We start from the raw sequence: 11,873 nt of genomic DNA on the forward strand, positions 1-11,873 counted from the left end.
ATCATCAACGCAGACCAGCTGCGCGTGACCGGTGCCAAATCGACCGACAAGATTTATTACCGTCATTCCGGTTATCCAGGCGGCATCAGTGCTACCAATTTCCGTGACATGCAGACCAAATTCCCGGGGCGCGCCCTGGAAAAAGCCGTCAAGGGCATGTTGCCCAAAGGCCCGCTCGGTTACGCCATGATCAAGAAGCTCAAGGTCTATGGCGGTGCAGAGCATCCCCATACCGCCCAGCAGCCCAAGGTGCTTGAGATTGCAGGCATGTCAGCCAACGCACAACGGGAGTCAGCCAAATGATTGGTGATTGGAACAACGGCACCGGCCGTCGCAAATCAAGCGTCGCCCGCGTGTTTCTGAAAAAGGGCAGTGGCAAGATCACGGTCAACGACAAGGACATTCAGGTGTTCTTCGGTCGCCAGACCTCGATCATGATCTGCCGTCAGCCCCTGTTCCTGACGAACCACGTCGAGACGTTTGACATCATGGTCAATGTCCACGGCGGCGGCGAGTCCGGCCAGGCGGGCGCAGTGCGCCACGGTATTACCCGCGCCCTGATCGACTATGACGCAACCCTCAAGCCGGCACTGAGCCAAGCTGGTTTCGTGACGCGTGATGCGCGCGAAGTCGAACGTAAAAAGGTCGGTTTCCGCTCGGCGCGCCGTCGCAAGCAGTTCAGCAAGCGTTAATTCCGCTGATTGGGCTCCGCCTGAAAAAAGCCGCCATGGTTTGTGCCTGGCGGCTTTTTCCATGGTGCGCGCTCAATGCGCTTTAAAAGCCCTGTGTCCGGTTCGGCCGTTTGCCGGGCTTTTGGAGCGTCGGCTAAAGCCGTTCGAAAGGCAAGTCTGCGTGCACAATGCTATTCCCGAAATGTCAACCGGATGAAATATTTTGAAATTTCGCCTGTTTCGCCGTCGTCTGACCATCAGTTCCCCCCGCATGTCCGTGCGCAACTCGTTACCCTGGCCATTGCGCTGGGTTGCAGGAGCCTTGATGCTGGGGTTTTCCGCCGCCATAGCTTTGTGGGCGTTTGAGTTTGGCAAAGGGCTTGCGGGTCTGGACTCCCATGCCCGGGAGGAGTTGAGCCTGCTCCGCCAAGAAGTTGTCAGTCTGCGCTATGACCGCGACAAGGCACAGTCGATTGCCAATACCTCGGGTAGCCTATTGACAGCCGAAAAGGCGCTGCAGGAAAAAATGGGGGTCCAGCTCAGGCAACTGGAACTGGACAACCGCGGTTTTGGCGGTGACAGGGGTTTTTTTGAAAAGCTCCTTCCGTCGGGCGGCGCGGAGGTGACTTCGATACGCAGCCTGCAGGCCGAGCTTTTGTCTACTACCCAGTTGAAATGGCAGGTACTGGTGCTGCAGTCCGCCAAGAGCGCGCCCGCGTTTAACGGCAAGCTGGAGTTGACCTTTGATGGCATGCAGGCCGGGCAACCATGGAGCATGAGCTTGCCGGGCGGTCCGCAAACGTTGCAATTCAGGCAATTCCGCCGCATGCAGGGCGTGCTCGATATACCCCTTCAGACCGTGGTAAAAACAGTGACCGCCAAAGTCCTGGAAGGCGCGAATGTGCGCTCCGTCCGGACATTCAGGCTTTAGTCCAATAAACCGTCCCAGGAACCTGTCCATGTTTGGCAAGAAAAAACAGCCTCCCATCAAAAGCCTGATCGCTCAGGGCAGCTGCATTGAGGGCAATCTAAAGTTTACCGACGGTCTGCGGGTGGATGGCGACGTTATTGGCAACATTTATGCCATTGAAGGAAGCGCCAGCATCCTGGTCATCAGCGAATCAGCCACCGTGACCGGACTTATCCGTGCCGATCACGTCATCATCAATGGCCGCGTGATTGGTCCTGTGCATGCATCTGAACTGCTGGAACTTCAGCCCAAGGCCCATATTGAAGGAAACGTGTCGTACAGGGCGCTTGAAATGCACCAAGGAGCCATCATCTGCGGACAGCTAAGGTCGCTGGAAATCCAGCGACTGGAAGAAAAACCTGCGCTGAAGCTCGCAACCAGCACGGCTACCCAGCCAACCCAAACTGGTACTTGAGACATTGCGGAACACGCGCAAACATTGTGGTTGAACGATTTGCTGTAATATTTCTTAATCGATTATTGAATCGTTCTATGTATTGGAGTTCTTATGAGCGCAGTTGCTGAAAATATCCAGACCGAAATGCCGGCACCCTTTGTCTTTACCGACAGTGCGGCGTCAAAAGTGGCTGAGTTGATTGCGGAAGAAGGTAATCCAGACCTGAAGTTGCGCGTATTTGTGCAGGGAGGCGGTTGCTCAGGCTTCCAGTATGGTTTCACCTTTGATGAAATCACCAATGAAGACGACACCACCATGACCAAAAACGGCGTGTCGCTGTTGATTGATGCGATGAGTTACCAATACCTCGTGGGTGCCGAGATTGACTACAAGGACGACCTTGAAGGCGCGCAGTTTGTCATCAAGAATCCCAACGCCAACAGTTCCTGTGGTTGCGGTTCGAGCTTTTCAGTCTGAGTCATCTCGCTGACAAGTCGCCCCTTCTTGTTTGAAAGTCGCCTTAGGGGCGGCTTTTTGCTGTCGGTCGTTGGTAAAACAAGGGTCAATTTTTTTATCGGTTTGTTTTTTTACAAGGCAAGTGAAGTAAAAAGGCACTGATGTTAATGCCCTGGCTGCCACCATCGTCAACAAGACATTGCCAGCCCTAGCCACGCGCTTTGGCAAAAGTCTGTCGCGAATGTAGTCTGTTGTTCTCTCATATTTGCTGACCATGGCGATGCTGATCCCCGCCTCTGGCTGACTGGCGGAGGGTGCTTTTTGGGCGATTGGTGTTTCTCGGCAAGATCCCGCTCGGCGTGGCGGGCTGCATCGCCACTTGGCGCTACATGCCCGACAAGCCGTTGCCTCCCCGGCCACGTTTCAATTTGCCCGGCTATCTTTAGCTGGCGTTTGGCATGCTGGCGGCATCTAGCGGGTTTTTTGGCAGCGGGACGGCGCTTTAAACGTGCCACTCCTTTCAGTTAACTTTTGCCTGCATGAGGCCGATTACGCTCGCTTCCGCAGGCATTTTCTGGCAGCTGTCGCCGGCAGTGCAGGCGGTAATGGCGACCGAGGCAACAGAAACCTCCAGTCACTTGCAGTCACTTCAAGCCGGGTATAGCGCGCCCAGCACGCGCAATCCGGCAGCCCCCGTCACACTGACGAGATTGCCGGGAAGACGTTTGAGCATCTGGCGGGCCAACCAGGCAAATGCGGCGGCCTCGACCTGCAACGGCGGCAGGCCGTGCCGGTCTGAGGTGCTGACGCTAAGCCAGGGCAAGCCCGTCTGGAGGCGCTGCAACAGGTGCAGGTTGAACGCGCCGCCACCGCAAACGATGAGCTCTGCACTCTTGTTTGCATAGCGTTCTATGGATGCGACACAGGCACTGGCGGTAAATTCCGTCAATGTATTCTGAATGTCCACGGGGCGTTCTGCCGCGAATGGAGCCAGTTTTTCAGCCAGCCACGCGAGGCTGAAAAGGTCTCTGCCCGTGCTTTTAGGGATGGGCTGGGAGAAATAGGGATCGTCGAGCAGGCGGGACAGCAGTTGCGGCAGCAATTCGCCGCTGGCCGCCCAAGCACCGCCCGCGTCAAAGGGTTTGCCGGTGTGGCGCAGGCACCAGGCATCCATCAATGCGTTGCCGGGTCCGCAGTCGAAGCCTGTTACCGGCAATGCGGTTGATCCGGTGCGTCGGGGTAAGACGCTGAGATTGGCAATCCCACCCAGATTGAGCACCGTCACATCAGCATCCGCGCGGCCAAAAACCTGCTGATGAAAGGCTGGCACCAGCGGCGCGCCCTGGCCACCTGCAGCCACATCACGACTTCGAAAGTCGGCCACCACATCAAGGCCGGTAAGCTCGGCCAACAGGGCCGGATTGTTGAGCTGAAGCGTGTAGCCGACGCCTGAAGGTTCGCTGGACCTTCGCTGAGGCTGATGCCTGACGGTTTGCCCATGTGCGCCGATGGCCTGAATCTGGCGTGCCGAGATGCCCTGGGAAGCGGCTGCATCGAGCAGGGTATTGACGATTCTGGCGTAAACGGCCGCCAGCTCGTTCGCGGCCACGGCGGCGCGGTGAAGTTCGTCGTGCGAAGCGGTGTTGAGCGCCAGCAGCTCCGTGCGCAGGCCGCGCTCAAACGGTTCGGTAGCCGTCGCCAGGATATGAAGTTTTTCGCCTGAGAACTGCACCAGCACGCCGTCGGCGCCGTCGAGTGAGGTGCCTGACATCAGGCCAATTGTGTAGTCATGCATGCCACTATTTTGCCGCATGAACTTGACGACAATGCCAGCCGCCAGGGGCGCAGCGCAGTGTATGCCAGGCGTGGGGCTGAACTATTCAGCCCGTGTCTGGCTGATGCTGGCTGCGGCTTGAAGCTGGTTTCTGACACCGCTGGCAAGTTGCCTGAACAGCGGCAGGGCGGCGGTGGGCACCCCAATGGTTTCGCTCTGCTGGGCCGCAGCCATGGGGTCTTGCTGCATGCCGCCGACGCGGACCTCGAAATGCAGATGCGGGCCGGTAGCCCAGCCGGTCGAGCCGACCAGGCCAATCGTCTGGCCCTGGCTCACACTCTGGCCGCGTTGGACCATGATTTTGCTGAGATGGGCATACACCGTTTCGCGGTTGTTGCGGTGCTTGACGAAGATCACGTTGCCGTAACCGTTCTGCACGCCGGCAAACTCCACCACGCCGTCGCCAACGGTTCTGGCCGGTGTACCCGTGGTGGCCGCGAAGTCGGTGCCGAGATGCGCGCGCCATTTTTGTAAAACCGGGTGAAAACGCATGGAAAAGCCACTGCTGATACGCGAAAACTCGACCGGCGAACTAAGGAAAGCGCGGCGCAGGCTACTGCCGTCCAGGGAGTAGTAACCGCCCTTGTTGGGCGTGCCTGCACTGTCCTGCCCCGCTGGCTGAAACCACATGGCTTGGTAGGCCTTGCCAGCGTTGACGAACTCGGCCGACAGTACGCGGCCTGTACGCAGGGCTTCGCCATCGGCTTCCAGCGTTTCGTATACGACGTTGAAGCGGTCACCCTTGCGCAGGGCGCGACGAAAATCGATATCTCCAGAAAATATCTCCGCAAGTTGCACACCGACCCCGTCCGGAATGCGGGCGTCGTCAGTGGCGGCAAAAAGCGAGGTCTGAATGCTGCCGCTGGCCAACTGGGCCGAGCGGGTGTAGGGCGCAGTCTCAATGCGCGAGCCAAATCCGGTCTGGGTACGTTCAATCACGAGTCGCTGGAAGCGTGCTTCGTCGTCGGTGGGCCAGCGCATGCTCAGCTTGAGTAGCTGCTGATTTTCGCTGGCTTCGACGGTGACATTTTTACCTGGACGGCCGCTCAGTATGAGTTGCGCATTTGGATCGGACCGCAAAAAGGCCGCCGCCGCCGCGTCGTCAAGATTGAGACGTTTAAGCAGCGCCGTGGCGGTATCGGTGCTGCGAGTACTTTCAGTGCGGAACAGGTTGAAACGGAAATCACCGAGCACGTCGGTCTGCGCCTGCGTCGACAGAGGCTGTACCACCTCGAGAACCTGGTGAACCGGCAAATCGGCTGCATCGGGTGCGAGCGGTGCGACGCCAAAGGCGGTCACACCAGTTCCCAGCAGTAGTACGGCCAGTGTGGTGGTGATGCGTTTTGGGTGGCGGCGCAAACTGCCGGCGGCGGCAGACAGAATATGGGTGAGTGTGAGAAGTCTATGGGAGGAGAGGGGCAGGCGCAAAGCTAATTCCCGGCTAAAGTTCATCAAGGCGCCAAGATGCGCCGCGCTGAGAACAGAAAAAAACCAATGACCGGAAAATCGCCGACTTGCAGGGGATATGGGGTCATCGGACTCGAAATTTCAACTTCCTCAGCAGCTGCTTATCGGCCAACTAAGATGTGGGGCTGACGTAGGAAAGAAGTAATTATAACTGTCGGACATTTGCCCGACATGAGAAAAACCCTTATGAATCAAGAGCTTGTTACAAATTCTCCGGTGTCTGACCGTGTAAAGATGGCGCTGGCCGTCTCCCTGCGGGGCTGCGACGAGCTGATTCCGCAAGATGAATGGGTCAGGAAACTGGTCCGCAGCGAGGCCACCGGCGTGCCGCTGCGCATCAAGCTGGGGCTGGATCCGACCGCGCCCGACATTCACATCGGCCACACCGTGGTGCTGAACAAGATGCGCCAGCTGCAGGATCTGGGGCATACGGTGATTTTCCTGATTGGCGACTTCACCAGCCTGATCGGCGATCCGTCGGGCCGCAACAGCACCCGCCCGCCGCTCACGCCCGAGCAGATCAAGGTCAATGCCGAAACCTACTACCGCCAGGCCAGCCTGGTGCTGGACCCGGCCAGAACGGAGATTCGTTACAACAGCGAATGGTGCGACCCACTGGGCGCGCGCGGCATGATTCAGCTGGCTTCACGCTACACCGTGGCGCGCATGATGGAGCGTAATGATTTTCACGATCGTTACAAAGCAGGCCAGTCGATCAGCGTGCACGAGTTTTTGTACCCCTTGATGCAGGGCTACGATTCGGTTGCGCTCAAGAGTGATCTGGAACTGGGCGGCACCGACCAGAAGTTCAACCTGCTGATGGGCCGCCATCTGCAGCAGGAATATGGCCAGGAGCCGCAGTGCATTTTGACCATGCCGCTGCTCGAAGGGCTGGACGGCGTCGAGAAAATGTCCAAGAGCAAGAACAACTACATCGGCATTTCCGAGGACGCCAACAGCATGTTCGCCAAGGTGCTGTCGGTTTCGGACATGCTGATGTGGAAGTGGTACATGCTGCTGTCGTTCCAGAGCGAAGCCGGGATTTCAGCGCTCAGGGCCGAAATCGCCGCCGGTCGCAATCCGAAGGACGCCAAGGTGGCGCTGGCCAAAGAAATTACGGCGCGCTTTCATTCGGTTGCCGCAGCCGATGCTGCCGAACAGGATTTCATCAACCGCAGCAAGGGCGGCGTGCCTGACGAGATTGCCGAGGTTTCGGTGTCGGGTGCTCCTCTCGGCATTGGTGCGCTACTCAAGGCCGCCGGTCTGGCGCCTTCGGGCAGTGAAGCCAGCCGCCTGATTGACGGCGGTGGCGTGCGCGTGGACTCCAGCGTGGTCAGCGACAAGGCATTGAAGTTGCCTGCCGGAACTTATGTGCTGCAGGTTGGCAAGCGCAAGTTTGCCCGCGTGACCCTGGCATGAGGCGCGGGTTGTCCCCCGCATGAAGGCCGTGCTGCAGCGGGTGACCGAGGCCCGCGTTGTGATTGCCGGCGAAACCGTCGGCCAGATTGCCCAGGGCCTCTTGGTGCTGGTCTGCGCCGAACGCGGTGACGGCGAAATGCAGACTGACAAACTGCTGGCCAAAATTCTCAAGCTGCGGATTTTTTCGGATGATGCCGGCAAGATGAACCGCAGCGTGCAGGACCTGGACGGGAAGGGCACTATCGGCGGGCTGCTCATAGTGAGCCAGTTCACGCTGGCGGCTGATGCCTCGGGCGGTAACCGTCCGAGCTTTACCGGCGCCGCGCCTCCCGATGAAGGACGACGGCTGTACGACTTTTTTGTGGCGCAGGCGCGCACGGCCCACGGCCTGGTGGAGACTGGGCAGTTTGGCGCCGACATGCAGGTTCATCTGGTCAACGACGGTCCGGTTACGATTTCATTGCAGGTGTTGTAACTGCTGCCCGCGCTGCATCGTCCACGCTCCAGAACAAGGCTACGCCGCCAACGGCTGCATCGGTCAGACCCATGCGTACCAGGGCTGCGCGTGGCCGGTCCTTGACGCGGGCCAGCAAAAGCTCTTTTCCCTGAAGCTGCAGGCTGGCAGCAAATTCGGCCAACGCTTCGACGGCGGTGCTGTCCAGGTCGTCGCAGACCTCCAGGCTCAGCACCACGACTCTCGCCTGCGCCCGGTCAACGCGGCGCAGCACATACAGGAAAACCTGCTCGGCATTGGCGAAAAACAGCGGTTCCTCGGGCCGCATGATGACCGTGCCGGCCTGCGTGACGGCATCGGGATGCAGTTTGCGGTCAAGGTAGTCGCGTGTGCCGGGCAGCAGGCCCAGCTCGGTGACCAGCGGCTGCGCGAAACGCCTGAGCGCCAGAAGTAGCGAGAGCGCCACCGCCAACAGCATGCCGGGCAGCACGCCGAGCCCAAAGACCCCGACGGCGGCGGCTAGCGCCAGCCAGGCATCGCCTCCCAGATGCAGTGACTTGAGCACGGCGCTCGGCCAGACATTGTGGGAGAGGATGCCGATCACGACGGCAGCGAGCACTGGCAAGGGCAGCAGCGCCAGCCAGGGCCGCGCCAGCCACAGCAAAAGTGCCAGCGTCAGTGCGGCGATCACACCCGCCCATTTGCTGCGTCCGCCTGCTGAATAATTGGCTGCAGCCGCAGAGAAGCCCGCGCCGACCGGCAGGCCTTGCACCAGCCCGCAGGTGAGGTTGGCCGCGCCCAAGGCCAGCAGTTCGCGGTTGGCATCGACCCGGTCGCCGCTTTGCAGCGCCAGCGAGCGCACCGAGCCCCAGGATTCGGCGAACAGGATCAGCAGCAGCGCCGGCGCCAGCTCGATTGCATGCAGCCAGTGCTCGCTGCCCAGGTTTGGCAAGCTCCAGGCCAGCGGCTGCCAGGCGATGTTGCCCACCAGCGCCACGCCCTGCGCGCCGAGTCCGAGCGCGGCCGACAGCGCCACGCCCAGCCCTAGCACCAGCAGCGAGGTCGGTAAAAACAGCCAGCGCCGCAGCCCGTGATAAAGCCCCAGCCAGAGCGCTAGCGCCGCAGTGCCCAACAGCAGGCTGGGCCGGTGCCATTGTGTCGCCTGGCTCAGAAGCTGCCACAGCAGCGGGCCGGTCTGCGTGCCATGAACCTGCAGGCCCGCAATATACGGCAGCTGTTTGAGCATGATGGTCAGCCCCAGCGCCCAGGCGAAACCGCGCAGCACCGGGCGCGAGATGAAAGCGCCGAGAAAGCCCGCGCGCAGCGCAGCGGCCACCACGAAAAGCGCGCCGGTCAGGCCGACCAGCGCATAGCCCATGGCTGGCCCGCCCACCACCACCGCCGAGGCAAATACCGCCGCTGACGATGAGGTGGGCGCAACCACGGCGAAGCGGCTGCTGCCGAAAAGGGGGTAGAGGCACAAGCCAAGCAGCGCGGCCAGCAGTGCGTGCATGGGTTCGACACCGGCAATCGCCGCGTAGGCCACGGCCTCTGGCAGAAGCACGCCGGCCACCGCAACGCCGGCCAGCAGTTCCGTGCCCCATCGCGCTTCCCTGCTCGTGGCGCGGCTTGGCGGCTGCGCATTGCTCATGACTGGCGGGGAACGTTCTGGCGAGTCAAAATCACGCCTGTTTCGACCGTACCGGCCGGTGAGCGGTCATGGCGTCGCGTTGCAAATGCATGAGTCGCCCGTATTCCCTAGTAGGGATTGTCGTAGCCCAGCGCGCCGAGCAGCAAAATCTCCAGCGCTTCCATCTCCAGCGCGTCGCGTTCGCTGGTTTCGTGGTCATAGCCTTGCGCGTGCAGCGTGGCGTGGATCAGCAGGTGCGCGTAATGTGCCTGCAGGGTTTTGCGGCTGTCTTTGGCCTCCCGGGCCACCACCGGGGCGCAAAGCACCAGATCGGCGGTTACGAAGGGCGCTTGCGTATAGTCAAAGGTCAGTACGTTGGTGGCGTAGTCCTTGCCCCGGTAATCGCGGTTCAGCGTCTGACCTTCCCCGGCGTCGACAATGCGAACGGTGATTTCGGCAGGGTTCCTGAGCGCGTGGCGTATCCACCGGCTGACGCTGTGGCGCGGCAAGGCAGCCCGGTGTAGCGCGGCATCCTGCAGTTCTCCGAACTGCAACGACAAATTCAGCGTTTCAAGAGCCATTTCGGCTTCTGGTCCTGGAAGTACGGGCACCAGATGCTATAGAATCAATAGCGACATCAATCTCGGCGCCAACCCGTGCCGGCTTGTCATAAGCATCGACAATCCGCGCTACCAGCGGATGGCGCACGACGTCGGCGCTGGTCAGCCGGGTAATGGCGATGCCCTGGACATGCTTTAGCACGCGCTCGGCATCGACCAGGCCGCTGAGCTGGGTGCGCGGCAAATCGACCTGGCTCACGTCGCCGGTCACGACCGCCTTGCTGCCAAAGCCAATGCGCGTCAAAAACATCTTCATCTGCTCGGGCGTGGTGTTTTGCGCCTCGTCCAGAATCACGAACGCATGGTTCAGCGTGCGGCCGCGCATAAAGGCCAGTGGCGCTATTTCAATCTGCTGGCGCTCGAAGGCCTTTTGCACGCGCTCAAAACCCATCAGCTCGTGCAGCGCGTCAGAAAGCGGCCGCAAATCAGGGTCTACCTTTTGCGCCAGGTCACCCGGCAAAAAACCCAGGCGCTAGCCGGCTTCGACCGCCGGACGCGTCAGCACGATGCGCTGCACCGTGCTGCGCTCCAGCGCATCGACCGCGCAGGCCACCGCCAGGTAAGTCTTGCCGGTACCGGCCGGGCCGATGCCAAAGGTAATGTCGTGAGTGGCAATGTTCTCGAGGTAAGTGCCCTGGTTCTGGGTGCGCGCGCGCAGATCCGCGCGACGGGTCGTCAGCGCCATCGCGCCCTCCACTGTGCTCAGGGCCATGTCGCCGGCCAGCATCAGCTGCACGGTTTCAGGCTCGATCGGGCGTTGGGCAATTTCATACATCGCCTGCAGCACCTCCAGCGCCTGCTGCGCCCGAAGCTTTGTGCCGTCGATCTTGAACTGCTCGAAACGGTGTGCAATCGTCACCTGCAACCCCGCTTCGATGGTGCGGATGTGGGAGTCCATCGGCCCGCACAGATGCGCCATGCGGGTGTTGTTGGGCGGGGTGAAGGTATGGCGGAGAATCAAGACGCTAGTTTTCCTGAAAAGGGGGAGAAACACAAAGCAATTGCTGATTGTCCGCCTAAATCTGCGTCCGCATCCGGCTGATAAGATTCACCAATGATAGGAAGACTGACTGGCCAGCTGGCCGAAAAAAATCCCCCGGAAGTCCTGCTGGACTGCCATGGCGTCGGCTACGAAGTGCTGGTACCCATGAGCACTTTTTACAACCTGCCGGGGCTGGGCGAAAAAATCAGCCTGTTCACCCATTTCGTGGTCCGTGAAGATGCGCAACTTCTCTACGGTTTTGGCAGCACGGCCGAGCGCGCCGCGTTCCGCCAGCTCATCAAGATCACCGGCGTCGGTCCACGCACCGCACTCAGCGTGCTCAGCGGCATGAGCGTCGAAGACCTGGCCCAGGCCGTGACGCGCCAGGAAGCCGGCCGCATCATCAAGGTGCCCGGCATTGGCAAAAAGACGGCGGAGCGCCTGCTGCTCGAACTCAAGGGCAAGCTCGGCGCCGACATGGGCGTGCATGTCAGCGTCGCCAACGATGCCCAGTCCGACATCCTGCAGGCGCTCGTGGCGTTGGGCTACAGCGACCGCGATGCGGCGCTGGCACTCAAAGCCCTGCCGCCCGATGTGGGCGTTAGCGACGGCATCAAGCTAGCGCTCAAGGCGCTGGCCAAGTGAGAACGAACTACTGCGTGAACCGCGCAGCGAAGGGCCACCCCGAGCAACTGACCGCCTCCCCGGGGGGCAGCACTGGGTGTGTTGAGACAAGCGTGGGGGCCAACGGCCGCCGCGCCGGGCCGCCCCAAGCAAGGCCAGCCCCCTCGGGGGGCAGCGCAGTACACGCAGTGACAAGCGTGGGGGACCCATGAGCATCCAGACCGACGATTTCGACATGTCCGACCTGCCGCCTGCCAAGCGCGTGATGTCGACCGCGCCGGCCTCGCCACGTGAAGAGGCGATCGAGCGGGCGCTGCGGCCCAAGCTGTTTGACGACTACGTCGGCCAG

At 60.8% G+C, this 11,873-nt stretch carries 13 protein-coding genes and 2 pseudogenes; 9 read left to right on the top strand and 6 right to left on the bottom strand.

Going from position 1 to position 11,873, the window contains the following annotated elements; genetic code table 11:
* The 5 genes from rplM to erpA form a co-directional block, all read left to right on the top strand.
* The coding region (rplM, locus tag HHJ19_RS05330; RefSeq protein ID WP_296904749.1) for a 50S ribosomal protein L13 at positions 1 to 303 on the top strand (303 nt) is incomplete at its 5' end.
* On the top strand, positions 300 to 692 hold the full coding sequence (gene rpsI, locus HHJ19_RS05335) for a 30S ribosomal protein S9 (RefSeq protein ID WP_296904751.1): 393 nt from the start codon (positions 300 to 302) through the stop codon (positions 690 to 692). The genes rplM and rpsI, both read left to right, overlap by 4 nt.
* A gap of 202 nt (positions 693 to 894) precedes the next feature.
* Complete coding sequence (locus HHJ19_RS05340; RefSeq protein ID WP_296904753.1) at positions 895 to 1,602, top strand: hypothetical protein; 708 nt, start codon at positions 895 to 897, stop codon at positions 1,600 to 1,602.
* Positions 1,603 to 1,630: 28 nt separating this feature from the next.
* Positions 1,631 to 2,056: a polymer-forming cytoskeletal protein gene (locus HHJ19_RS05345; RefSeq protein WP_296904755.1), complete on the top strand. Its 426-nt coding sequence runs from the start codon at positions 1,631 to 1,633 to the stop codon at positions 2,054 to 2,056.
* A 93-nt stretch (positions 2,057 to 2,149) separates the two neighbouring features.
* Positions 2,150 to 2,515, top strand: coding sequence for an iron-sulfur cluster insertion protein ErpA (erpA, locus tag HHJ19_RS05350; protein WP_296904757.1), 366 nt, complete (start codon positions 2,150 to 2,152; stop codon positions 2,513 to 2,515).
* Here erpA and HHJ19_RS05355 read toward each other — a convergent pair.
* The 3 genes from HHJ19_RS05355 to HHJ19_RS05365 form a co-directional block, all read right to left on the bottom strand.
* Positions 2,507 to 2,770, bottom strand: a complete 264-nt coding sequence (locus HHJ19_RS05355) for a hypothetical protein (RefSeq protein ID WP_296904759.1) — start codon at positions 2,768 to 2,770, stop codon at positions 2,507 to 2,509. The two genes, erpA and HHJ19_RS05355, sit on opposite strands and share 9 nt — an antisense overlap.
* A gap of 373 nt (positions 2,771 to 3,143) precedes the next feature.
* Positions 3,144 to 4,289, bottom strand: coding sequence for an anhydro-N-acetylmuramic acid kinase (locus HHJ19_RS05360; RefSeq protein ID WP_296904761.1), 1,146 nt, complete (start codon positions 4,287 to 4,289; stop codon positions 3,144 to 3,146).
* An 81-nt stretch (positions 4,290 to 4,370) separates the two neighbouring features.
* Positions 4,371 to 5,780, bottom strand: a complete 1,410-nt coding sequence (locus HHJ19_RS05365) for a M23 family metallopeptidase (protein ID WP_296904762.1) — start codon at positions 5,778 to 5,780, stop codon at positions 4,371 to 4,373.
* Positions 5,781 to 5,981: 201 nt separating this feature from the next.
* Here HHJ19_RS05365 and tyrS point away from each other — a divergent pair, with 201 nt between their 5' ends.
* Together tyrS and dtd are read left to right on the top strand one after the other, a co-directional pair.
* Positions 5,982 to 7,214, top strand: a complete 1,233-nt coding sequence (gene tyrS, locus HHJ19_RS05370) for a tyrosine--tRNA ligase (RefSeq protein ID WP_296904763.1) — start codon at positions 5,982 to 5,984, stop codon at positions 7,212 to 7,214.
* Between the two features lie 19 nt (positions 7,215 to 7,233).
* Positions 7,234 to 7,689, top strand: coding sequence for a D-aminoacyl-tRNA deacylase (gene dtd / locus HHJ19_RS05375; RefSeq protein WP_296904764.1), 456 nt, complete (start codon positions 7,234 to 7,236; stop codon positions 7,687 to 7,689).
* Here the strand turns inward: dtd and HHJ19_RS05380 are convergent.
* The 3 genes and pseudogenes from HHJ19_RS05380 to HHJ19_RS05390 all read right to left on the bottom strand — a co-directional run bounded on the left by HHJ19_RS05380 (position 7,664) and on the right by HHJ19_RS05390 (position 10,879).
* A complete protein-coding gene (locus tag HHJ19_RS05380; protein WP_296904765.1) occupies positions 7,664 to 9,319 on the bottom strand; it encodes a SulP family inorganic anion transporter in 1,656 nt (551 codons plus the stop codon). The genes dtd and HHJ19_RS05380 overlap by 26 nt on opposite strands.
* A gap of 107 nt (positions 9,320 to 9,426) precedes the next feature.
* Positions 9,427 to 9,879, bottom strand: a complete 453-nt coding sequence (gene ybeY / locus HHJ19_RS05385) for an rRNA maturation RNase YbeY (RefSeq protein WP_296904767.1) — start codon at positions 9,877 to 9,879, stop codon at positions 9,427 to 9,429.
* A pseudogene (locus HHJ19_RS05390) lies at positions 9,869 to 10,879 on the bottom strand (PhoH family protein). The gene ybeY and the pseudogene HHJ19_RS05390 overlap by 11 nt, the downstream one beginning before the upstream one ends.
* 93 nt (positions 10,880 to 10,972) lie before the next feature.
* Here HHJ19_RS05390 and ruvA point away from each other — a divergent pair.
* Positions 10,973 to 11,545: a Holliday junction branch migration protein RuvA gene (gene ruvA, locus HHJ19_RS05395; RefSeq protein WP_296904770.1), complete on the top strand. Its 573-nt coding sequence runs from the start codon at positions 10,973 to 10,975 to the stop codon at positions 11,543 to 11,545.
* A gap of 187 nt (positions 11,546 to 11,732) precedes the next feature.
* Positions 11,733 to 11,873, top strand: a pseudogene (locus HHJ19_RS05400) (Holliday junction branch migration DNA helicase RuvB); the annotation flags it as partial.

Source organism: Polaromonas sp. (assembly GCF_012927415.1).
Lineage (GTDB): Bacteria > Pseudomonadota > Gammaproteobacteria > Burkholderiales > Burkholderiaceae_C > Polaromonas.

What these genes read in the sequence shown, in the direction of transcription:
- rpsI (WP_296904751.1), top strand. Translation starts at nt 300, where the DNA reads ATGATTGGTGATTGGAACAACGGCACCGGCCGTCGCAAATCAAGCGTC.
- HHJ19_RS05345 (WP_296904755.1), top strand. Translation starts at nt 1,631, where the DNA reads ATGTTTGGCAAGAAAAAACAGCCTCCCATCAAAAGCCTGATCGCTCAG.
- erpA (WP_296904757.1), top strand. Translation starts at nt 2,150, where the DNA reads ATGAGCGCAGTTGCTGAAAATATCCAGACCGAAATGCCGGCACCCTTT.
- HHJ19_RS05355 (WP_296904759.1), bottom strand. Translation starts at nt 2,770, where the DNA reads ATGGTCAGCAAATATGAGAGAACAACAGACTACATTCGCGACAGACTT.
- HHJ19_RS05360 (WP_296904761.1), bottom strand. Translation starts at nt 4,289, where the DNA reads ATGCATGACTACACAATTGGCCTGATGTCAGGCACCTCACTCGACGGC.
- HHJ19_RS05365 (WP_296904762.1), bottom strand. Translation starts at nt 5,780, where the DNA reads ATGAACTTTAGCCGGGAATTAGCTTTGCGCCTGCCCCTCTCCTCCCAT.
- tyrS (WP_296904763.1), top strand. Translation starts at nt 5,982, where the DNA reads ATGAATCAAGAGCTTGTTACAAATTCTCCGGTGTCTGACCGTGTAAAG.
- dtd (WP_296904764.1), top strand. Translation starts at nt 7,234, where the DNA reads ATGAAGGCCGTGCTGCAGCGGGTGACCGAGGCCCGCGTTGTGATTGCC.
- HHJ19_RS05380 (WP_296904765.1), bottom strand. Translation starts at nt 9,319, where the DNA reads ATGAGCAATGCGCAGCCGCCAAGCCGCGCCACGAGCAGGGAAGCGCGA.
- ybeY (WP_296904767.1), bottom strand. Translation starts at nt 9,879, where the DNA reads ATGGCTCTTGAAACGCTGAATTTGTCGTTGCAGTTCGGAGAACTGCAG.
- ruvA (WP_296904770.1), top strand. Translation starts at nt 10,973, where the DNA reads ATGATAGGAAGACTGACTGGCCAGCTGGCCGAAAAAAATCCCCCGGAA.